The 20,415-nt window shown below is 72.3% G+C and carries 19 protein-coding genes; 14 read left to right on the top strand and 5 right to left on the bottom strand.

Annotated elements, in window-relative coordinates; translation table 11 throughout:
• The first annotated feature begins 4 nt into the window (after positions 1-4).
• On the top strand, positions 5-1,012 hold the full coding sequence (locus AF1_RS00530) for a DUF3995 domain-containing protein (RefSeq protein WP_067792092.1): 1,008 nt from the start codon (positions 5-7) through the stop codon (positions 1,010-1,012).
• Here AF1_RS00530 and AF1_RS00525 read toward each other — a convergent pair.
• From AF1_RS00525 to AF1_RS00510, 4 genes are all read right to left on the bottom strand, one after another.
• Positions 976-1,842 carry a 1,4-dihydroxy-2-naphthoate polyprenyltransferase gene (locus AF1_RS00525; RefSeq protein ID WP_067792090.1) on the bottom strand — a complete coding sequence of 289 codons (867 nt, stop codon included), beginning with the start codon at positions 1,840-1,842 and terminating at the stop codon, positions 976-978. The genes AF1_RS00530 and AF1_RS00525 overlap by 37 nt on opposite strands.
• Positions 1,843-1,876: 34 nt before the next feature.
• Positions 1,877-3,526 carry an MFS transporter gene (locus AF1_RS00520; RefSeq protein WP_242608706.1) on the bottom strand — a complete coding sequence of 550 codons (1,650 nt, stop codon included), beginning with the start codon at positions 3,524-3,526 and terminating at the stop codon, positions 1,877-1,879.
• 21 nt (positions 3,527-3,547) lie between these two features.
• Complete coding sequence (locus AF1_RS00515; RefSeq protein ID WP_067792088.1) at positions 3,548-4,114, bottom strand: GNAT family N-acetyltransferase; 567 nt, start codon at positions 4,112-4,114, stop codon at positions 3,548-3,550.
• Positions 4,115-4,186: 72 nt separating this feature from the next.
• On the bottom strand, positions 4,187-4,738 hold the full coding sequence (locus tag AF1_RS00510; RefSeq protein WP_067792084.1) for a CGNR zinc finger domain-containing protein: 552 nt from the start codon (positions 4,736-4,738) through the stop codon (positions 4,187-4,189).
• A 125-nt stretch (positions 4,739-4,863) separates the two neighbouring features.
• Between AF1_RS00510 and AF1_RS00505 the strand changes: the two genes are divergently transcribed.
• Both AF1_RS00505 and AF1_RS00500 read left to right on the top strand, forming a co-directional pair.
• Positions 4,864-5,127: a hypothetical protein gene (locus AF1_RS00505; RefSeq protein WP_131732495.1), complete on the top strand. Its 264-nt coding sequence runs from the start codon at positions 4,864-4,866 to the stop codon at positions 5,125-5,127.
• The gene (locus AF1_RS00500) at positions 5,124-5,486 is read left to right on the top strand and encodes a VOC family protein (protein WP_067792078.1); all 363 of its coding nucleotides are present in this window, start codon (positions 5,124-5,126) and stop codon (positions 5,484-5,486) included. Before AF1_RS00505 ends, AF1_RS00500 begins: the two co-directional genes overlap by 4 nt.
• Before the next feature lie 11 nt (positions 5,487-5,497).
• Here the strand turns inward: AF1_RS00500 and AF1_RS00495 are convergent, their stop codons facing one another.
• Positions 5,498-6,889 carry an aminotransferase-like domain-containing protein gene (locus AF1_RS00495; protein WP_067792073.1) on the bottom strand — a complete coding sequence of 464 codons (1,392 nt, stop codon included), beginning with the start codon at positions 6,887-6,889 and terminating at the stop codon, positions 5,498-5,500.
• On the opposite strand from AF1_RS00495, the gene AF1_RS00490 reads away from it, so the two are divergent.
• The 11 genes from AF1_RS00490 to AF1_RS00440 all read left to right on the top strand — a co-directional run bounded on the left by AF1_RS00490 (position 6,888) and on the right by AF1_RS00440 (position 20,293).
• Positions 6,888-7,865, top strand: a complete 978-nt coding sequence (locus tag AF1_RS00490) for a DMT family transporter (protein ID WP_084262287.1) — start codon at positions 6,888-6,890, stop codon at positions 7,863-7,865. The two genes, AF1_RS00495 and AF1_RS00490, sit on opposite strands and share 2 nt — an antisense overlap.
• A gap of 106 nt (positions 7,866-7,971) precedes the next feature.
• Complete coding sequence (locus AF1_RS00485) at positions 7,972-8,988, top strand: glycoside hydrolase family 18 protein (RefSeq protein ID WP_242608705.1); 1,017 nt, start codon at positions 7,972-7,974, stop codon at positions 8,986-8,988.
• Positions 8,989-9,099: 111 nt separating this feature from the next.
• A complete protein-coding gene (locus AF1_RS00480) occupies positions 9,100-9,348 on the top strand; it encodes a hypothetical protein (RefSeq protein WP_131732494.1) in 249 nt (82 codons plus the stop codon).
• Positions 9,349-9,543: 195 nt separating this feature from the next.
• On the top strand, positions 9,544-10,443 hold the full coding sequence (gene dapA, locus AF1_RS00475) for a 4-hydroxy-tetrahydrodipicolinate synthase (protein WP_067792067.1): 900 nt from the start codon (positions 9,544-9,546) through the stop codon (positions 10,441-10,443).
• On the top strand, positions 10,440-12,125 hold the full coding sequence (locus AF1_RS00470; RefSeq protein ID WP_067792064.1) for a ribonuclease J: 1,686 nt from the start codon (positions 10,440-10,442) through the stop codon (positions 12,123-12,125). The genes dapA and AF1_RS00470 overlap by 4 nt, the downstream gene beginning before the upstream one ends.
• Positions 12,126-12,392: 267 nt before the next feature.
• Entirely contained in the window at positions 12,393-15,008 is a 2,616-nt protein-coding gene (locus tag AF1_RS00465) for a DNA translocase FtsK (RefSeq protein ID WP_067792061.1), read from the top strand.
• Positions 15,009-15,166: 158 nt separating this feature from the next.
• Positions 15,167-15,907, top strand: a complete 741-nt coding sequence (locus tag AF1_RS00460) for a helix-turn-helix domain-containing protein (RefSeq protein ID WP_067792058.1) — start codon at positions 15,167-15,169, stop codon at positions 15,905-15,907.
• 57 nt (positions 15,908-15,964) lie between these two features.
• On the top strand, positions 15,965-17,425 hold the full coding sequence (gene rimO / locus AF1_RS00455; RefSeq protein ID WP_067792055.1) for a 30S ribosomal protein S12 methylthiotransferase RimO: 1,461 nt from the start codon (positions 15,965-15,967) through the stop codon (positions 17,423-17,425).
• Positions 17,422-18,012, top strand: coding sequence for a CDP-alcohol phosphatidyltransferase family protein (locus AF1_RS00450; RefSeq protein WP_067792052.1), 591 nt, complete (start codon positions 17,422-17,424; stop codon positions 18,010-18,012). The genes rimO and AF1_RS00450 overlap by 4 nt, the downstream gene beginning before the upstream one ends.
• Before the next feature lie 496 nt (positions 18,013-18,508).
• Entirely contained in the window at positions 18,509-19,828 is a 1,320-nt protein-coding gene (locus tag AF1_RS00445) for a CinA family nicotinamide mononucleotide deamidase-related protein (protein ID WP_306303143.1), read from the top strand.
• Positions 19,829-19,939: 111 nt separating this feature from the next.
• A complete protein-coding gene (locus AF1_RS00440; protein WP_067792046.1) occupies positions 19,940-20,293 on the top strand; it encodes a helix-turn-helix domain-containing protein in 354 nt (117 codons plus the stop codon).
• Positions 20,294-20,415: the final 122 nt, after the last annotated feature.

Genomic DNA, 20,415 nt, shown 5'->3' with positions numbered 1-20,415 from the left:
GGGCATGACCGCTTCAGTTCAGTTCCCCGGCCGGACGCACGCCGCGTGCGGCGGTCCCGGCCGCCTGCGCCTGGCCGTCTGCGCGGCGACGGTCGCCGCGTGCGTTCCCTACCTCACCATCAAGATCGCCTGGCTGTCCGGCAGCACGGTCGGATGGAACGATACGGCCTCCGCGCGGGACTCGGCGCTCTACGTCGCCAACGCGATCACGATGGGCATGGACGCGCTGGCCGTGGTGATCGTGCTGGCGTTCACGTTCCGGTGGGGGCTGCGGATTCCGGCGTGGCTGGTGCTGACGCCGATCTGGATCGCCGTCGGGCTGCTCACCCCGATCGTCCTCTCCGTTCCGCTCGGCGTGCTCCTGCAGACGCTCTTGTCCTCGGAGCCGCTGACCACCGGCGATCAGCCGATCCAAGGCTGGGTGTACGGCGTCGTCTACACGGGCTTCTCCCTGCAGGGCCTCGGCCTGCTCACGGCCTTCGTCCTGTACGCACGGAGCCGCTGGGCGGACGTTTTCACCGTCCGCACCAAGGACGTCCCTGAAGGCGCCACCCACTCGCTGCAGGCGCTGCTGGCGCGCACGGCGAGCGTGTTCGCGGTCGCCTTCGCGGCCGTGCACCTCTACTGGGCGTTGGGCGGGACGGCAGGGCTCCGCGAAGCGGAACTCGACCATAGGAATGTGGCCCAGCAACTGAGTGACGGCATCTGGGGAGGGCTGGCGCTCGCCGGTGCCGCCGCCCTCCTGGTGATCGTCCAGCGCCATGGCCGTCCGGACCGGTTCATAGCGCCGCTGGCCGTTGCCTGGGTCGGCGCCGCCACCACGTTCGCCTGGTCGCTCTACGGGCTCCTCGTGACGCTCGCGCAGCCGGGCTTCCTGGGGGACGACTCCACCGTCACGGCCAACCTGACGGCTCTCGGCGGGCTGCTGGCAGGGCTTCTCATGGGCGTCACCGGTGCCGTCCTGCTCGCCGAGCGTCAGACGGCCAGGCCGATCGCCAGCAGCACGCCGTAGGCGATCTGGAGCCGGCCGGTCTCGCCCAGCACGGGGATCAGGGCGGGGCCGGTCGCGCCGTTCAGCACCTTCTGCGTCGGCGGCAGCGACAGCGGCGCCGCGAGCAGCGCGATCAGCACCCACGGGTGCGGTGCCGCCAAGGCCAGGGCGAACATGAACGGCAGGGCCGTGCAGGCCGCGTACAGGATCCGGGTCCAGGGACCGCCGAGCATGACGGCGAGGGTCCGCTTGCCCGCCTCCCGGTCGGTCGGGATGTCGCGCAGGTTGTTCGCGACGAGCAGCGCGCAGGCGAGCAGCCCGATCGGCACCGCCGCCGCCCACGCCTCCCACGGCAGCCCCTCGACCTGGACGTACACCGTCCCGACGACGGCGACGAGACCGAAGAAGACGAACACCGCCACCTCGCCCAGCGCCCGGTAGCCGTACGGCGTCCTGCCGCCCGTGTAGAACCAGGCCGCGAGGATCGCGAACGCGCCGACGAGCAGCAGCCACCAGGTCGTCACGGCGGCGAGCGCCAGCCCGGCCACCGCCGCGGCGAGGAAGCAGCCGAGCGCGGCGGCGAGGACCTGCCTGGGCGGCGCGGTCTTCGATCCGACGAGCCGGAGCGGGCCGACGCGTTCCTCGTCGGTACCGCGGATGCCGTCGCTGTAGTCGTTGGAGTAGTTCACCCCGATCTGCAGGGCGAGGGCGACGAACGCGGCGAGGGCGGCGCGCCACCAGACGGGTTCGCCCTCGCCGACGGCGACGCCGGTGCCGACGACGACGGGAACGAGGGACGCGGGCAGGGTGCGGGGCCGGGATCCGGCGACCCATTGGGAGAGCGTGGCCACAGTTACCGCTTGTTCTCGTGGGACGACAGGGGGACTACTTCTCTGATTCTTCCCGATGAAGATCACCGCTCGGGCGCAGCCGCAGTGACACCCCGAGCCCGAGCGCGAGGATCGCCGCGGTGGTGAGCGCCGCGTTCCGGGTCGCGATCGCGAGGCTCTCGTCGGCGGCGTGCGCCGCGGCGGCCAGCGCGGGGTTCTCGTGCAGGTCGCGCCCGTACGTTCCGGCGCTCTCCCGCAGGTCGTGCGCCATGGCGGCCTGCCGTTCGGGGGGCAGCGCGGAGCCCGCCAGCCGGTCGGTCATCGCGTGCCCGAGGCTCGTCGCGAACACCGTCCCGATCGCGGCGATGCCGAGCGCCGCGCCGATCTGCCGGGCCGTCGACTGGGTTCCGGACGCCTGCCCCGACTGCGCCGGCGGGACGTCCGCCAGCGACACGTTCGTCAGCTGGGCCGAGGTCAGGCCGAGGCCCAGCCCGTACAGCAGCATCCACGGCGCGAGCCCGAACCCGCCGGTCGTGGCCGACACCGTGAGGCCCAGCGCGATGACGGCGCCGACCTCCAGCACCATGCCGAGCTGCACGACCCGGTGCGCGCCGCGCTTGTTCGCGAGCCTGCCCGCGTACCCGCCGGACAGGAACGCGCCGATGGCGAGCGGCAGGATCGCGAGGCTGATCTGCAGCGGATTCGTGCCGTGCACGCCGAGCAGGAACAGCGGCAGGACGAACAGCAGCCCCAGTTCGCCGACGTTGATGAGGGCCGAGGCCAGGTTGCCGCGGCGGAAGTTCGGGATGCGGAACAGTTCCAGGTCGAGCATCACCGGACGCCCGGCCGCCGCCCGGGACCGCTCCACCAGGACCAGCGCCCCGATCAGCAGGACCCCGAGCACGAGGACGACCGGGACCGGCGACGGCGCCGTCTCCGGCCAGTGGAACCCGGCCGGCGAGAGCGGGCGGGTCACGGTCCACCAGCCGTAGGTCTGGCCCTCGATGATCCCGAACACGAGCGCGCCGAGCCCGAGTGCGGACAGCAGCCCGCCCGTCCAGTCGATCTCGCGCCGTGCGCTCCCGGCGCTCGGCTGCCGTGTCTCGGGCAGCAGCCACAGCGCCCCGGCGACGAGCGCGGCGCCGAGCGGCAGGTTGATCCCGAACGCCCAGCGCCAGCCGCCGCCGGTGGCGACGGCCCCGCCGATGAGGGGGCCGAGCGCGGCCATACCGCTGATCATCGAGCCCCAGATGCCGAACGCGACGGCCCGGTCCCGCCCGGTGAACATCGTGTTCAGCGTGGACAGCGTGGCCGGCATGATCATCGAGGCGCCGGCGCCCTGCAGCGCCCGCGCACCGATCAGCGCCGGGCCGCTCCCGGCCAGCGCGGCGGCGAGGCTCGCCGCCGCGAACACCGCCGTGCCGAGCACGAACAGGCGGCGCCGCCCGAACAGGTCGCCCGCCCGGCCGAACGGGATGAGCAGCGCCGCGAACACCAGCGCGTACAGCGACGTGACCCACTCGGCGCCGGTGGTGGTGAGGCTCAGGTCCGTGACGATCCGGGGCAGCAGCACGCCGACGATCGTGGCGTCCACGACGATCAGCGACACGCCGAGGCTGATGACGGCCATGCCGAGCCAGCGATGCCGGACGGCGGGTGCCGCCGCGGAGGTGCGCGGCGGTGTCAGGGAGGTGGACTCGGGCACGACTTCAAAGATATTGCGGAGTCACGGGTGCACCTCACCGGCCCCTGCTTCGGCGCTGATGTCGGTGTGGAACCGGATCTGCCGGACGGGTTCCCCCATGTCGAGCGTGCGGGCCGTGCCGTCGGGCGCCCAGCCGGCCGAGCCGAGGAACGTCCGGGTCACCTCGTCGGCCTCGAACACCCAGCTGATCAGGGTGGTGAAGCCGTCCTCGCGGAGCAGGTCGGCGGTCGCGGCGAGCAGCCGGCTGCCGTGCCCGGCGCGGGTGTGCAGCGGATCGACCAGCAGTGTGATCAGCTCCGCGGTGCGGGCCGGGTCGAGGTCGGCGTCCTCGGCCGGGCCGTGTGCGGCGAACCCGACGACCAGGTCGGACGCCACGGCGACCAGCAGCCGGTGCCGGGGGGTCGGCGGCGCCGCGGCCGCGTCCGCCCAGCGTTCCCGCCACGTCTCCACCGCGGCGGGGGAGGTCACCTCGTCGAGGACACCGGCGGGCAGGACGTCGCGGTACCCGTGCCGCCACGCCCGCACCTGGATGTCGGCGACGGCGGCCGCGTCCGCCCGCCGTGCGGGCCGCACCCCCACGTCCGCCATGCCGTCCTCCGCCCTCTCAACGCGTCCTCTCAACGGAAACCCGGCGTCCACACTAGCGAGCCGTGCGGCCGGTCAAGCCCGCGGCCTACGGCGAGCGCGGTAGGCGCGGGTCTTGGTGCGGTTTCCGCAGACGCTCATCGAGCACCAGGCGCGGGAGCGGTTCTTGGAGGTGTCGAGGAACGCCCAGCGGCAGGTGTCCTCCTGGCAGACCTTCAGCCGGGGCCAGGTCCCGGCGGCGACCGACTCCATGATCGCGGCGGCGAGGCGGGCGAGGCCGGCGGCCGTCCCGGGCGGGTCGAGCGGGACGAGCGCGGGACGCGGGCCGGTGAGCGTGACCCGCAGCGGGAGGGCGGCCAGGGCGTCCTCCAGGGCGTCGGGGAAGCCGGCCTCCCGCGGTCCGTGGTGGGCGGACATGGCTTCGCGGAGGCCCTCCCGGAGCGCGACGGCCGTGCGCAGGTCATGCTCGTCCGCCCGGGTGCCCTCGGGGACGAGGCCGCGTTCGGCGAGCCAGCCGGCGAGCGCGCCGGGCGTCGCGATGTCGTCGGCCGCGGACTCGGTGTCGAACGTGTTGACGAAGTCTCTCAGCAGCAGCGCGGGGTCTCCGTCGATGTGAGCGTCCGCCATCACCCCTCCTGCTCGTCCACTCGGCACTCTACCAAGGTGCGACACCGTCATAAGGGTTTGACTGGTTGCGTTTATCCGACACCATCGTTACGGTTTAGGTGGTGTCTATGAAGGGGGAGGACGAGATGAACACGTTGCCCTACCTGGCCGGGCTCGCCATGCGGCACGCATGGGCGGAGCGCGAGTACGCAAAGCTCCACGCGGACATCGTCGAGGCGAGGCTCACCGCCCGCGCCAAGTCGATGGACCGCGCCGCACGGACACGGGCCCGGCTCCGTGACCGGCTCAGCGGGACTCGTCCGGCGCGCCATCCGCAGCCCGCGGTGTACTGCGCACGCGCCGCCGCGCACTCGGCCGGCATGGTCCGGGTGGCGGGAGGCGCGCGATGAGCGACGTCACCCCGACGGTGGGCAACATCGTCATCGACTGCGCCGAGCTGGACGCCATGGCGGCGTTCTGGGGCGGGCTGCTCGGCATGAAGACGACCATGTCGAGCGACAACTGGCTCGACCTTGAGCCGCTTGGCGGGAACGGACCGACGCTGTCGTTCCAGCGCGTCCCGGAAGGGAAAACGATCAAGAACCGGCTGCACCTGGACCTGGACGTCCCCGACATCCACGCCGCCGGCGAGCGGGCGGCGCGCCTCGGCGCGACCCCGGCCGCCGAGCCCGTGGAGGGCGCGAGGACGTCGTTCCAGGTCTGGCGTGATCCCGAGGGCAACGAGTTCTGTTTCTGCGGCACGTCATGAACGCCGCGACTTCATGACCGGAGGACCGTGGCGAGCCGGCGGACGCCCTCGGCCAGCTCCGGCTCCGAGGCGGCCGTCCCGTAGCTGATCCGCAGGTACGGGGCGGGCGCCTCGGCGGGGAAGAAGGGCCGTCCCGCACTGACCAGGACACCGGCGCGCAGAGCGGCCTCGGCCAGCGCCGCGTCGTCGGTACCCTCGGGCAGCCGCGCCCACAGGTGGAGACCGCCGGCCGGCCGGTTCACGTGCAGCTCCGGCAGCTCGCGGGCGAGCGCGGCGCGCAGCGCGTCCCGGCGCGCCAGCAGCGCGGCCCGGACGGTCCGCAGATGCCGCGGCCATCCGGGCGAGCTGACCAGTTCGAGCAGCGTCTCCTGCAGGGGCCGGGCCGGGAAGAACTCCTCCACGAGCTGCGTCGCGCGGATCCGCTCGGCGACCGGGCCCCGCGCGATCACGGCCGCGACCCGCAGGCTGGGCGCGGTGGCCTTGGTGAGGGACGCGATGTGGACGACGCGGCCCTCGGCGTCGGCCGCGATCAGCGGCGGCGGGGGCGGGTCGACGCCGAGGTGGCGCGCGTAGTCGTCCTCCACCACGAACGCGCCCGCCGCGCGCGCCACGTCCAGCACCCGCGCCCGCCGCTCGGCGCTCAGCACCGTGCCGGTCGGGTTGTGGAAGGCCGGCTGGCTGTAGAACACCCGTGCCCCGCTCATCGCGAACGCCTCGGCGAGCAGGTCGGGACGGACCCCGTCCCCGTCCACCGGAACGGGCACCGGGTGCAGCCCGCTCGCCCGCGCGACCGCGAGGACGCCGAGGTAGGTCGGTGACTCGACCAGGACGGGCGCGCCGGGCGGCAGCAGCGCGCGCAGCACGGTCGTCAGCGACTGCTGCCCGCCGCTGGTGATCACCACGTCGGCGGGGGAGACCACGCCGCCGACCGTCCGGGCGAACCAGGCGCGCAGCGCGGGCAGCCCGCCGAGCGCGGGCATCTCCCAGGCGTCCGGGCGCCGGGCGGCCCGCGCCGCCGCCGTCGCCAGCGCCCGCGTGGGCTGCAGCGTGGGATGCAGGTAGCCGCCGCTGAGCGGCACCACGCCGTCGGGCGCCGGGGTGAGCAGCCAGGCCACCCCGGACGGGTCCACGGACCGGTCGCCGAGCGTCACCGCCTGCCAGCCGAAGTCGGCCGGTTCCGCACCGGCCGCGCGGCGGTCGGCGGCGAACGTCCCGCTGCCCGGCCGCGTCACCACCAGCCCCTCGGCGGCGAGCAGCCCCAGCGCGCGCGACACCGTCACCGGGCTGACCCGGTGCCGTTCGACCAGCGCCCGGCTCGACGGCAGCCGCTCGCCGGGACTCATCCGGTGGACGCCGGCGCGCAGCGCGTCGGCCAGCGCCGTCACACTGCTATCGTTTTTCATGAAGACTCAGGATAGCGCTACTGTCCCTGTACCGATAGCGGAGCACCCCTCCGGGAGGGGCCTCTGGCTCGCCGCGCTCGGCGTGCTGATCTACTCGTTCACCCTCCCCGCCACGGTCTTCGCGCTGGAGGGGGTCGACCCGTACGTGGTCGGCGTCGGCCGGTCCGCCGCCGCGGGCGTCCTCGCCGCCGTCGCACTGCTATCGGTGCGGGCCCGTCCGCCGCGCCGCGACCAGTGGGCCGGGCTCGCGGTCGCCGTGGCCGGGGTGGTCTTCGGGTTCCCGGTGCTGTCCACGCTCGCTCTCGACCACGGCGCCTCGTCCGCGCACTCGGCCGTCGTGGTCGGACTGCTGCCCGCCGCGACCGCCGTGTTCGGCGTGCTGCGCGCGGGGGAGCGGCCGTCCCGCGCGTTCTGGCTCGCGGGCACGGCCGGTGCGGCCTGCGTCACCGGCTTCGCGCTGATCCGCGGCGCCGGCCGTGTCACCGCCGCCGACCTGCTGCTGTTCGCCGCGCTCGTCGCCGCCGCGGCCGGCTACACCGAAGGCGGCCGGCTGACCCGCGACATGCCGGGCTGGCGCGTCATCTCCTGGGCGCTCATCCTGGCCGCGCCGATCACCGTCCCGGTCACCGGATGGCTGCTCGCCACGACCCACCCGCGGTGGACGGGACACGCCGTCCTCGGCTTCGGCTATGTCACCGTCTTCTCCGCCTACCTGGGGTTCTTCGCCTGGTACGAGGGCCTGGCGCGGGCCGGGATCGCGCGCGCCAGCCAGACCCAGCTCGCCCAGCCGATACTGACCCTGATCTGGTCCGGGCTCCTCCTCGCCGAGCCGATCGACGCCACGACCGCGCTGGCCGCCGTCGCCGTGCTGGTCTGCGTGGCCCTCACCCAGCGGGCCCGGATCGGCCGCGTGCCGACCACCGCACCCGGCGCGCGAACACGCTCTGGCAGGGATCGTTTCCCGACCGGGCCGTGAGCGGGCCCGAGGGCGCGGCCTGGCGCACGGCGTCCGAAGCATCCCGCCGATCCGAGATCATGGCGTGATGAGGCACAAGGGGCGGGTTGGGGGGATTCGGTGCGGGGTGCCGCGCTGGGCGGTGTGGACGGCGGCGTACCCGCTGGGGCTCATCGCCCTCGTCTTCGCGGGGGCGTGGGTGTGGTGGCAGCCCGAGCCGAAGGCGCGAGGCACCGAGGTCAACGCGCTGTGGGCCCGGCACCAGTGGGTGGGGGAGCCGCACGGCGACGCCGAGTACCGCGCGTTCGGGAACCTCCTGAAGGAGAACCGCATCACCGACGTGTTCTTCCACGCGGGTCCCTTCGAGGCGGACGGCACCGTCCCCGCCTCCAAGTACCGCAACGCGCGGCGGCTCATCGGCGCCATGCGCGAGCACGCGCCGGGCGTCCGCGCACAGGCGTACCTGGGGCAGATCCGGGTGGTGGACGGGGAGGGCGTCATCGACCTCGACGACCCGGCCGTCCGGGAACGGGTTCTCAAGACCGACGCGGCCTTCCTCGACCTCGGCTTCGACGGCATCCACTACGACTTCGAGCCCATCTATCCCGACGACGACGCGTTCCTGACGCTCATGGCCGACACCCGCGAGTTGACCAGGTCGCGCGGCAGGCTGCTTTCGGTCGCGCTGGAGCAGCCGACGCTCGCCGACGCCCTGCAGCCCGTCTACAGGATGCTCGTCCCGCGCACCGGCGCGGTCCACTACCCGCCGCGTCCGACCGAGGACTTCCTGCGCGCCGTCGCCGACCGCGCCGACCAGGTCGCGATCATGACCTATGACGTGGCGCTGCCGACCCGCTCCCTCACCGGGTGGCACTTCGCCCGGCACACCCGCGCGACGCTGGAGCTGATCGGCGACCGCACGACCGTCTTCATGGGCGTCCCCACCTACCGTCCCCTCATGGAGTGGGCGGAGGACCTGCCGGTCGCGCTGCGCGGCGTCCGCCGCGGTGTCGGCCAGCTGGAGCGCCCGCCGAAGCGCCCCTACGGCGTCGGCGTGTACGCGGACTGGACGACCCGGCCGGACGAGTGGGCCCGTTACCGCACCATCTGGCCGCCTCCGGCGACAGGAGGTCCTGGCGGTTGAGAAAACCGGCCGCCGACGTTTCCATTCCCTTGTCTTCGCAGGTAGAAAGGTTGGGGTAACCGCGCACCCGCGGGGTATTGCCCGGTGCGGAGGTAAAGATCCGACCTGCGGATGGCAAAGAAAGTGGGGGACGAGCCGATGGGCAGTCAGCAGACCGCGGCGCGCGATGCCGACCGGATCGGCGAGCTGTCAGCCGAGTTCACCGGCTGGCGGATCGGCCGGGGCGGATCCGGCCACTGGTGGGCCGTCCGCGGGAACGATCTCGTGCGCACCCCCGACGTCGAGGAGCTGCGTGTCCGGTTGCATGAGATGACCGCTGGGTCACGTTACCCAACCGAGGCCGGGAAGTGGCCGGACTGACCCCGTAACGCCGCATTTGCGTGCCACGATGTGGAGAGAGAAGCCGCCGCCACGCGTACCCCCGAGCGTGTGGCGGCGGCTTCTCCCTTTCACTTCGGCCGTTCCACTTGCACCTGCGGGTCCAAGTGGAACGGCCGGAACGGTACCGTTCGTTGCATGGCACCCAGCACAACGACTGACGCTCCGTTTGGACGGATGCTGACCGCCATGGTCACCCCGTTCCTGCCGGACGGCGGCGTCGACTACGACGGCGCCGCGCGCCTCGCGACCCACCTGGTCGACGAGCGGCGCCACGACGGCCTCGTCGTCAACGGGACGACGGGCGAGTCGCCCACGACGAGCGACGACGAGAAGAGCAAGCTTCTGCGCGCGGTCATCGAGGCGGTCGGCGACCGCGCGGTGATCGTCGCCGGTGCCGGAACGAACCATACCGAGCACACCCTGCAACTCGCGCGGCAGGCCGAGGCCGCCGGCGCGCACGGGCTGCTCGTGGTCACGCCCTACTACAACAAGCCGCCGCAGGAGGGCCTCGTCCGGCACTTCACGGCGGTGGCGGACGCGACGGGGCTGCCCTGCATGCTCTACGACATCCCGGGGCGCGCCGGGGTGCCGATCGAGAACGACACCCTGATCCAGCTCGCCGAGCATCCGCGGATCATCGCCGTCAAGGACGCCAAGGGCGACCTGTTCGGCGCGTCCCGCGTGATGGCGCAGACCGATCTGGTCTGGTACTCCGGCGACGACAACCTCAACCTGCCCTGGCTGTCGGTCGGCGCGGCGGGGTTCGTCAGCGTGGTCGGGCATGTCGTCGGCGTCGAACTCCATGAGATGATCGACGCATACCGCGCCGGTGAGCACGGGCGGGCGCTGGAGATCCACCGTCGGCTGCTTCCCGTGGTCACCGCCATCATGACCCGTACGCAGGGCGCCATCGCCGTCAAGGCAGCGCTGAACCTGCTCGGCCTTCCCGGAGGCGGTCCGCTCCGTGCGCCGCTGCTGGAGGCTTCGCCGGAGTTCGCGGCGCGCCTGCGTGAAGACCTCACGATAGGGGGAGTCAAAGTGCCCGAGGTCGCCATCCCGGAGGTCGCCCGGTGAGTCATCCTCACCCGGAGCTCTCGGAACCGCCCGCGCCGCCCGAGGGCGGTCTGCGCATCGTCGCGCTGGGCGGGCTGGGGGAGATCGGCCGCAACATGACGGTGTTCGAGTACGGCGGACGCCTGCTCGTCGTCGACTGCGGCGTGCTGTTCCCCGAGACCGAGCAGCCCGGCGTCGACCTGATCCTGCCCGATTTCGAATACATCAGGGACCGCCTCGACGACATCGAGGCGGTCATCCTCACCCACGGTCACGAAGATCACATCGGTGCCGTCCCCTACCTGCTGCGCGAACGCCGCGACATCCCCCTCGTCGGCTCCAGGCTCACGCTCGCGCTGCTGGAGGCCAAGCTCACCGAGCACCGCATCAAGCCGGTCACCGACGTGGTCGCGGAGGGCGAGCGGCGCGACTTCGGGCCGTTCGACTGCGAGTTCCTCGCCGTCAACCACTCCATCCCGGACGCGCTCGCCGTCGCCATCCGCACGCCCGCCGGTCTCGTCCTGAACACCGGCGACTTCAAGATGGACCAGCTGCCGCTGGACGGCCGGCTCACCGACCTGCCCGGCTTCGCCCGGCTCGGCGCCGAGGGCATCGACCTGCTGATGGCCGACTCGACCAACGCCGAGGTGCCGGGATTCGTCACCAGCGAGCGCAACATCGGCCCGGTCGTGGACGAGGTGTTCCGCACCGCCAGGGAGCGGCTCATCGTCGCCTGCTTCGCCTCCCACATCCACCGCGTCCAGCAGGTCCTCGACGCCGCCGTCGCCAACGGCCGCAAGGTCTGCTTCATCGGGCGGTCGATGGTCCGCAACATGGGCGTCGCGCGCGAGCTCGGCTATCTCGACGTGCCCGAGGGCATCATGGTCGAGCAGAAGGAGCTGGACGGCATCCCCGGCGACCGGCTGGTGCTGGTGTGCACCGGGTCGCAGGGCGAGCCGATGTCGGCGCTGTCGCGGATGGCGAACCGCGACCACTCGATCCGCATCACCGAGGGCGACACCGTGATGCTGGCGTCCTCGCTGATCCCCGGCAACGAGAACGCGGTCAACCGCGTCATCAACGGCCTCACCCGGTGGGGCGCCCGCATCGTCCACAAGGGCAACGCGCTCGTGCACGTGTCCGGGCACGCGTCGGCGGGCGAACTGCTGTACGTGCTGAACGTGACGAAACCGGCCAACTTCATGCCCATCCACGGGGAGTGGCGGCACCTGCGCGCGCATGCCAAGCTCGCCGCGCTCACCGGCGTCCCCGACGACGGCATCGTCATCGCCGAGGACGGCGTCGTCGTGGACCTCGTGGACGGGCGCGCCCGCATCGCCGGCGCCATCCCCGCCGGCTACGTGTACGTGGACGGGCTGTCGGTCGGGGAGGTCACCGAGACCTCGCTGAAGGACCGGCGCATCCTCGGCGAGGAGGGCTTCGTCTCCATCGTCGTCGGCATCGACTCGACGTCCGGCAAGCTCGTCGCCGGGCCGGAGGTGCACGCCCGCGGCGCCGGCATCGTCAACGAGGACTTCGACGAGGTCATCGCGCGGATCGAGGACGTGCTACGGGACGCCGCCGGCAACGGCGTCAACGACCCGCACCAGATGAGCCAGCTCATCCGGCGCACCGTCGGCAAGTGGGTGAGCGACAGCTACCGGCGCCGCCCGATGATCGTCCCGGTGATCGTCGAGGTCTGATGGGGCGGACGGGCGCGTGGCGACGCGCCCGTCCACCATACCCAGGCAATTTTCTTCGGCCTTGGTTACTCTCTTGACTTCATCCCCTCATAAGGGAGGAGGATTCCCACGGCTCGCGTCGTGAGGTTTCCTGCTTCGCAGCCGACCGCCCCGTCCGGGAGGGTTCCCGTTGAGGTCTTACACCGGCTCCACAGGCCGACACCGCCAGCCCGGCGGCCAGAGTGCGCCACAAGCTACCATACGAGGGCTCCTCGGAGGTTCGAGATAATGGCCGCACGTGCGTCTGGGGGAACGCGGACCTCTTCGGGTGCGAGGGGCGGTGCGGCCCGCAGGTCCGCGGGTTCCTCCCCTCGCAAGCGGCCGAGCGGCCCCGCCAGGGGCGGCCGCGGTTCGGGACGGGGGCGTCCCCCGCAAAAGCCCGATCCGGCCTCGCAGGCGGTCCTCGGGTTCTTCAAGCTCCTGTTCAAGCTGTACCTGCTCGCGGCCGTCGCGGTCGGGTCGGTCTTCCGCGCCTACGGGCACGGCGCCCGCAGCCTCGACCCCGAGCACCGGCGGGACGGGCTCGGGCTGGCCCTGCTCGGCTCCTCCATCGTGCTGGCCTCGGTGACCTGGTTCCGGCCCGACGGCGTCGTCACGGTCGCGCTGGAGAAGGTCGTGCGCGGCGGTCTCGGCATCATGGCGATGGCACTGCCGGTCCTGCTGGCGCTGCTCGCGTGGCGTACGCTGCGCCACCCCGAGCACCACGAGGACACCGGCCGCGTCGTCATCGGCGTCACCGCGCTCGGCGCCGGCGTGCTCGGCATCCTGCACATCGCCGCGGGCGTCCCGTCCCCGGCCAAGGACATGGACGGCGTCCGCGAGTCCGGCGGCGTGCTCGGCTGGCTCGTGTCGGCCCCGCTCGAAACGGCGCTGAGCGGCTGGGTCGCCGTCCCGCTGCTGCTGCTCCTGTCCGGGTTCGGGCTGCTGGTCGTCACCGCGACACCGATCGCGAAGGTTCCCGAGCGGATCGCCGACCTGTGGGCGATGGCGACGCTGCAGAGCCGCCCGGAACCCCCGTCCGCCGCCGAGGGCGAGGACGAGGACGCGCCGAAGAAGCGGCGCCGCAAGAAGAAGCCCGAGGACGGCGAGGACGAGCTGGAGGTCGGCGAGCACTCCCGGCCCTACGACACGCCGCTGCTGGAGGAGGAGCCGAAGAAGGCCGCCCGCCCGAAGCGCGACCTCGCCGACGAGCTGTTCGACCCCGACCCGTTCGGCGCGGACGTCCCGCCGCCCGCGCCGCCCGTCGACGACGAGCCGATGGACCGGCACGTCGCCGGCGAGTCCATGGCCGAGGCCGAGCCTCCCGAGTCTCCCGAGGTGCGCGACCCGACGCCGGCGCCGCGCCGGTCCGAGCAGCTGCCGCTGTCGTCGTCCGGCGAGATCTACGTGCTGCCCGACCCGTCCGAGCTGCGTCCCGGCAGCGTGTCCAAGCCGCGGACGAAGGCCAACGACACGGTGGTGAACGCGCTCACCGGCGTGCTGGAGCAGTTCGACATCGACGCCCAGGTCACCGGGTTCACCCGCGGCCCGACGATCACCCGCTACGAGATCGAGCTGGGCCCGGCGGTGAAGGTCGAGAAGGTCACCGCGCTGACCAAGAACATCGCCTACGCGGTGAAGAGCGCCGACGTGCGCATCATCTCCCCGATCCCCGGTAAGTCCGCGATCGGGGTGGAGATCCCGAACACCGACAAGGACATCGTCAGCCTCGGCGACGTGCTGCGCTCGCCCGCCGCGACCAACGAGCACCACCCGATGATCGTCGGGCTCGGCAAGGACGTCGAGGGACGCACGGTCGTGGCGAACCTGGCGAAGATGCCGCACATCCTCATCGCGGGCGCCACCGGCGCGGGCAAGTCGACGTGCATCAACGGGCTCATCACCTCGATCCTGATGCGCGCCACGCCCGACGAGGTGCGGATGATCCTGGTCGACCCCAAGCGGGTCGAGCTGACGATGTACCAGGGCATCCCCCACCTGATCACGCCGATCATCACCAGCCCGAAGAAGGCGGCCGAGGCCCTGGAATGGGTCGTCGGGGAGATGGACCGCCGCTACGACGACCTCGCCGCGTCCGGGTACCGGCACATCGACGACTTCAACAAGGCGGTGAAGGCGGGCAAGCTCAAGCCGCCGCCCGGCAGCGAGCGCGTCTACACGCCGTACCCGTACATGCTGGTCATCGTGGACGAGCTGGCCGACCTGATGATGGTCGCGCCCCGCGACGTGGAGGACTCGGTCGTCCGCATCACCCAGCTCGCCCGCGCCGCCGGCATCCACCTCGTCCTGGCGACGCAGCGGCCGTCGGTGGACGTCGTCACCGGGCTCATCAAGGCGAACGTCCCCTCCCGGCTGGCGTTCGCGACGTCGTCGCTGTCCGACAGCCGCGTCATCCTTGACCAGCCGGGTGCGGAGAAGCTGGTCGGGCAGGGCGACGCGCTGTTCCTGCCGATGGGCGCGAGCAAGCCGATGCGCATCCAGAACGCCTACGTGGCGGAGAAGGAGATCCACGGGATCGTCGACCACTGCAAGAAGCAGATGGAGGCGGACTACCGGGACGACGTCGCCGAGTCGAGCAAGCCGAAGAAGGAGATCGACGAGGAGATCGGCGACGACCTGGACCTGCTCGTCCAGGCGATCGAGCTGGTGGTGTCGACCCAGTTCGGATCGACGTCGATGCTGCAGCGCAAGCTCCGTGTCGGGTTCGCCAAGGCCGGGCGGCTGATGGACCTGATGGAGAGCCGCGACATCGTCGGGCCGAGCGAGGGATCCAAGGCCCGGGACGTCCTGGTCAAGCCGGATGATCTTCCCGGGGTGCTCGCGGAGCTGCGCGGTGGCGGCTGAGCGGCGGCGGACCCGGACCCGGACGGCGCATTGCGGAATGATGCGAAATCTTGCCCTGTTTCGAACGTGTTGTCAGTCGCCCAGCGGGCATTGCCGTTCCTAGACTGGTGCCGCAGTAACGCGGAATCGGCCGCGAGCGCCCTCGAAGGAGGCCCGAGGTGAGCATCGGTGAGACCTTGGCGGAGGAGCGTCAGCGGGCCGGTCTCTCGATGACACAGGTGAGTCTCCAGACGCGGATCCGCGAGACCGTGATCCGCGGCATCGAGGCCGACGATTTCTCCGCCTGCGGCGGCAACTTCTACGCGCGCGGCCACATCCGCAGCATTTCGCGGGTCATCGGCATCGACCCCGAGCCGCTGGTCGCCGAGTTCGACGCCGCTCACGGCGGCGCCCCGCAGCCGGTCTCGGCGATGTCGGCGTTCGAACCCGAGCAGCCCCTCGCGTTCCGCGAGCGCAAGGCGCCGAACTGGAGCGCCGCGATGGCGCTGGCGCTCGCTCTCGTCGTCATCTACGGGATCGTCCAGGTGGTGGGGCATGACCGCGGCGGCGAGCGGCGCACCGCCCAGCAGGTCGCCGGGACGCCCGCGCCGTCGCCGTCCACGCCGCCGAAGAGCAGCGCCCCGATCGCCGAGGCGCCGCGCACGAAGGTCGAGGTGCGGGTCGAGGCGAAGCGCACGACGTGGGTGAACGTCATCGGTGACAAGGGCAGGACGCTGTTCAGCGGCACGCTGCACAAGGGCGACGAGAAGGACTTCACCGCCAAGAAGAAGGTCAAGCTGGTGATCGGTGTCGGGGGCAGCGTCAACCTGACCGTCAACGGCAAGGACCTCGGCTCGCCCGGCAAGGGCAAGGGCGTCCAGCGGCTGAGCTTCGACCGCAACGACCCCGAATCCGCTTGAGCCGGGGGCAGGGGTCGCTGGTACGGCGGGGTGCCGGAGCCCATTACCTTTAGGGGCATGTCCACTCGCCGCAAGGTCTCGCTCATCACGCTCGGCTGCGCCCGCAACGAGGTCGATTCCGAGGAGCTCGCCGCGCGCATCGAGGACGCGGGCTGGGACCTGGCGGACGGCGCGGACGGCGCCGACGTGGTGGTCGTCAACACCTGCGGGTTCATCGAGGCCGCCAAGAAGGACTCCATCGACACGCTGCTGGCCGCGCACGACTCGGGCGCCAAGGTCGTGGCGGCCGGCTGCATGGCCGAGCGGTACGGCAGGGAGCTGGCGGAGGCGCTGCCGGAGGCCGACGCCGTGCTCGGCTTCGACGACTACACCGCGATCGGGGAGCGGCTGGACGACGTCATGGCGGGCCGCCGGCATGACGCGCACACCCCGCGCGACCGCCGCACGCTGCTGCCGATCAGCCCGGTCGAGCGTCCCCGGTTCGTGCGCTCGCCCGCCGAGGGGCCGTCCCCGCGCACGCCGCAGGCGTCGCCCGTGGCGGTCCCCGGGCACGGCGGGGCGGAGGACCTGCCGGACGGGGTGGCGCCGGCGTCCGGCCCGCGGGTGCTGCGGCGGCGGCTCGGCGGCGGGCCGGTGGCGCCGCTGAAGCTGGCGTCCGGCTGCGACCGGCGCTGCACGTTCTGCGCGATCCCCGCGTTCCGCGGCGCGTACGTGTCGCGCCGGCCGGCGGAGGTGGTGGAGGAGGCGCGCTGGCTCGCCGGGCACGGCGTCCGCGAGCTGGTGCTCGTCAGCGAGAACTCGACGTCCTACGGCAAGGACCTCGGTGACCTGCGCGCGCTGGAGAAGCTGCTGCCGGACCTCGCCGCCGTGGACGGGATCGAGCGCGTCCGGGTCAGCTACCTGCAGCCCGCCGAGACCCGCCCGGGGCTCATCGAGGCGATCTGCGGCACGCCCGGCGTCGCGCCGTACTTCGACATGTCGTTCCAGCACGCGAGCGGCCCGGTGCTGCGTTCGATGCGCCGGTTCGGCGACCGGGAGCGGTTCCTCGGGCTGCTCGGCCAGATCCGCGCGCTGGCGCCGGACGCGGGCGTGCGGTCCAACTTCATCGTCGGCTTCCCCGGCGAGAGCGAGGACGACTTCGAGGAGCTGGTGGAGTTCCTGTCGGCCGCGCGGCTGGACGCGATCGGGGTGTTCGGCTACTCCGACGAGGACGGTACGGAGGCCGCGGATCTGGACGGCAAGCTCGACCCGGCCGAGGTCGCCCGCCGCGTCGCGGAGCTGTCGGAGCTGGCGGACGAGCTGACCTCCCAGCGGGCCGAGGACCGCATCGGCTCGCGCGTCCGCGTGCTGCTGGAGGAGGAGGCGGAGAACGGCGGTTTCGAGGGCCGTGCGGAGCACCAGGCGCCCGAGGTGGACGGGACGGTCCTCGTCCGCGGCGAGGGCCTGGCGCCCGGCGAGATCGTCGAGGCCCGCGTCGTCGGCAGCGACGGCGTGGACCTCATCGCGGAGGTGCCATGATCGCGGACTCGACGGATCCGGTCGCGGGCTCGCCGGCCCCGCCGCCGGCCGGCGTGTGGAACATCGCCAACGCGCTGACCATGCTCCGGATCGCGCTGGTCCCGATCTTCGTGTGGCTGCTGTTCCTGGACGGCACCGGCTGGCGGCTCGCCGCGTTCGCGGTGTTCGCCGTCGCCTCGATCACCGACAAGATCGACGGTGACCTCGCCCGCGCGCGCGGCCTGGTCACCGACTTCGGCAAGATCGCCGACCCGATCGCCGACAAGGCGCTCACCGGGGCCGCGCTGGTCAGCCTGTCGGTGATGGGGGAGCTGTGGTGGTGGGTGACGATCGCCATCATGGTCCGTGAGGTCGGCATCACGGTGCTGCGCTTCGTCGTCATCCGGCGCGGTGTGATCCCGGCCAGCAAGGGCGGGAAGCTGAAGACGATGCTCCAGGTCATCGCCATCGGCTTCTACATCCTGCCCGGCCCGCTGGACTATCTGCGCTGGATCACGATGGGCGCCGCGCTCGTCGTCACCGTCGTCACCGGCGTGGACTACGTCGTCCGGGCGTGGCGGATGCGCCGCGCGCCCGGCGAGTCCTGACCCGCCCCGCGGGCCGCCGGGAAAGGCGGTGATACCTGACACCGGTTCGTCGGCTTGGAAGTCGGCCGTGACGCGCGCGGGAGACCGCGAGGCCACGCCCACCCCGGTCGTGGCCCCGCGGCCCCGTTGCGCTGGCGCCACGCTATTCGATTATCCCTGTCCGCGCCCGAACAGACGAATCGGGCCGATGAGTTTTGACTCACATTGTGACCTGCGCTTCCCGGTTCTGTCGGGTTCACGGCCGATGACGTGCGGCGACGATGCGCGTCCGTCCTCGTGGGCCGTCCGCGCACGGTGACGGGCAGGGTCCCGTCCGCGGGAACAAAAGCGCGCCGTGTCTTTTCCGCCGCGACGGAAAAGGGATATGCCGCTTGGACCGGTTCGAACACGCCCGCGGCGGCGCCGTCCTCATTCGGCCGTCTTTCCCGGTCAACCGCCGGGCGGGCGGGGCCGTCCCGGGCGGGCGCCGGTAGATTCGAGACGCTCGCGACGGACCGTGATCACCGAGGATGGGGACGCCATGCGGGTCGAACTGCTCACCGTCGGGGACGAGCTGCTCCTCGGCGACACGATCAACGGGAACGCGGCGTGGCTCGGCCGGCGGCTCGCCGACCACGGCGTCGAGGTCACCCGCAGCGTGGTCGTCGGCGACGAACTGGAGGTGATCGTCGCGGCCGTGACGACCGCGCTGGAGCGTGCCGACGCGGTCATCACCACCGGCGGTCTCGGCCCCACCTACGACGACCTGACCCGGGACGCGCTGGCCGAGGCGGCGGGCGCCGCCCTCGTCCGCGACCCGGACCTGGAGCGGCGGCTGCGCGAGCGGGTCGCCCGCGCCGGCCGGGAGTTGCAGCCGATGGCGCTGCGCATGGCGGACGTCCCCAAGGGCGCACGGGTGCTGGCCAACTCCGCGGGCTCGGCGCCGGGCCTGCGCGTCGAACTGCCCGGCGGGGTCGTCTACGCGCTGCCCGGCGTCCCGTTCGAGATGCGCACGATCATGGACGAGGTGGTGCTGCCGGAGCTCGCCCGGATCGCCGGGCTGCCCGCGGTCGCCCGCCGCACGCTGCGCACCGCCCGGATGTGGGAGTCGGTCGTCGCGACCCGGCTCGCCGAGGTCGAGGCGATGGACGGGGTGAAGCTCGCCTACCTGCCCGACCCGGCGGAGGTGAAGATCCGGATCACCGTGGCCGGTCCCGACGCCGCCGGGCGCCTGGCGGGCGTGGAGGCGCGCGTCCGGTCGCTGCTCGGCTCGGCCGTCTACGGGGCGGAGGAGGAGTCGCTGGACCGGGTCGTCCACCGGCTGCTGGCCGCCCGCGGCGAGACCGTCGCGGCGGCGGAGTCGCTGACCGGCGGGCTCATCGGCGCGGAACTGACCGCGATGCCCGGTTCGTCCGCCACCTACGCGGGCGGCATGGTGACGTACGCGACGGAGGCGAAGGAGCGGTTGCTGGGCGTCCCGGCGGATCTGCTCGCCGAGCACGGGGCGGTCCATCCGGATGTGGCCGCGGCGATGGCCGCGGGCGTCCGCGACGCGGTCGGCGCGACCTACGGGCTCGCCGTGACGGGCGTGGCCGGCCCCGACACGCAGGACGGGCGCCCGGTGGGAACGGTCTACATTGCTGTGGCCGGACCGAAAGGTTCACGCACCGTGGTCAGCCCGCGACTCCCAGTGTCCGGTGCCGGGCCGGAGATTCGCGCGGTGATCCGCCGGATGACCGTGGTGCACGCCCTTGAGCTGCTAAGACGCGTCCTGATGGGGCTTGACGTCGAGGACGGGAGCGAGGAGGCTCGGGCAGATCGGGAAGACCTGGACTGATTACAGCGTTACGTTCCGAGCGAACACGAAATCAACGGTCTGCCATGGCCGCCGTCAAGGCGGGTACGGTGGAACCGGCAGATGGTCCGAACTGAGGGAGGGAGCGAGACGATGGTCCTGCTTCGCCAGCTGCTCGGTGACGTACTGCGGCAGCTGCGGCTGCGCCAGGGACGCACCCTCCGTGAGGTGTCCGCGGCGGCGCGGGTGTCACTCGGCTATCTCTCCGAGGTCGAACGGGGGCAGAAAGAGGCCTCTTCGGAGTTGCTGTCCTCGATCTGCAAGGCCCTGGGCGTCCCGCTGTCGCACGTGCTGAGGGAAGTAGCGGATCAGCTGGCCCTCGCCGAGCTGCAGCACGAGCCCGTCATGGCGGGCGCGCCGCAGCATGAGCGCATTTCCGCCGAGAGCATTCCGGAGACGCCGGAGGAGATCACCGGGGAGTTCCGCGCCGACATGGTCGCGGCCTGACCCGTTCTTGGTGCGTTCATGCCCGACCGGGGGCCGCGGGTGTGCGCGGTCTCACGCATGAACGCGGCATTCGAGGGGATTTCCGTGTCGTAGCGGATAACCGTAAACGATGCGGAAGGAGC

It is taken from the genome of Actinomadura formosensis NBRC 14204 (assembly GCF_001552155.1).
Lineage (GTDB): Bacteria > Actinomycetota > Actinomycetes > Streptosporangiales > Streptosporangiaceae > Spirillospora > Spirillospora formosensis.
This window is presented reverse-complemented; position numbering and strand designations above follow the sequence as displayed.

What these genes read in the sequence shown, in the direction of transcription:
- AF1_RS00465 (WP_067792061.1), top strand. Translation starts at nt 12,393, where the DNA reads ATGGCCGCACGTGCGTCTGGGGGAACGCGGACCTCTTCGGGTGCGAGG.
- AF1_RS00440 (WP_067792046.1), top strand. Translation starts at nt 19,940, where the DNA reads ATGGTCCTGCTTCGCCAGCTGCTCGGTGACGTACTGCGGCAGCTGCGG.
- AF1_RS00500 (WP_067792078.1), top strand. Translation starts at nt 5,124, where the DNA reads ATGAGCGACGTCACCCCGACGGTGGGCAACATCGTCATCGACTGCGCC.
- AF1_RS00450 (WP_067792052.1), top strand. Translation starts at nt 17,422, where the DNA reads ATGATCGCGGACTCGACGGATCCGGTCGCGGGCTCGCCGGCCCCGCCG.
- AF1_RS00515 (WP_067792088.1), bottom strand. Translation starts at nt 4,114, where the DNA reads ATGGCGGACGTGGGGGTGCGGCCCGCACGGCGGGCGGACGCGGCCGCC.
- AF1_RS00510 (WP_067792084.1), bottom strand. Translation starts at nt 4,738, where the DNA reads ATGGCGGACGCTCACATCGACGGAGACCCCGCGCTGCTGCTGAGAGAC.
- AF1_RS00505 (WP_131732495.1), top strand. Translation starts at nt 4,864, where the DNA reads ATGAACACGTTGCCCTACCTGGCCGGGCTCGCCATGCGGCACGCATGG.
- rimO (WP_067792055.1), top strand. Translation starts at nt 15,965, where the DNA reads ATGTCCACTCGCCGCAAGGTCTCGCTCATCACGCTCGGCTGCGCCCGC.
- dapA (WP_067792067.1), top strand. Translation starts at nt 9,544, where the DNA reads ATGCTGACCGCCATGGTCACCCCGTTCCTGCCGGACGGCGGCGTCGAC.
- AF1_RS00530 (WP_067792092.1), top strand. Translation starts at nt 5, where the DNA reads ATGACCGCTTCAGTTCAGTTCCCCGGCCGGACGCACGCCGCGTGCGGC.
- AF1_RS00490 (WP_084262287.1), top strand. Translation starts at nt 6,888, where the DNA reads ATGAAGACTCAGGATAGCGCTACTGTCCCTGTACCGATAGCGGAGCAC.
- AF1_RS00495 (WP_067792073.1), bottom strand. Translation starts at nt 6,889, where the DNA reads ATGAAAAACGATAGCAGTGTGACGGCGCTGGCCGACGCGCTGCGCGCC.
- AF1_RS00480 (WP_131732494.1), top strand. Translation starts at nt 9,100, where the DNA reads ATGGCAAAGAAAGTGGGGGACGAGCCGATGGGCAGTCAGCAGACCGCG.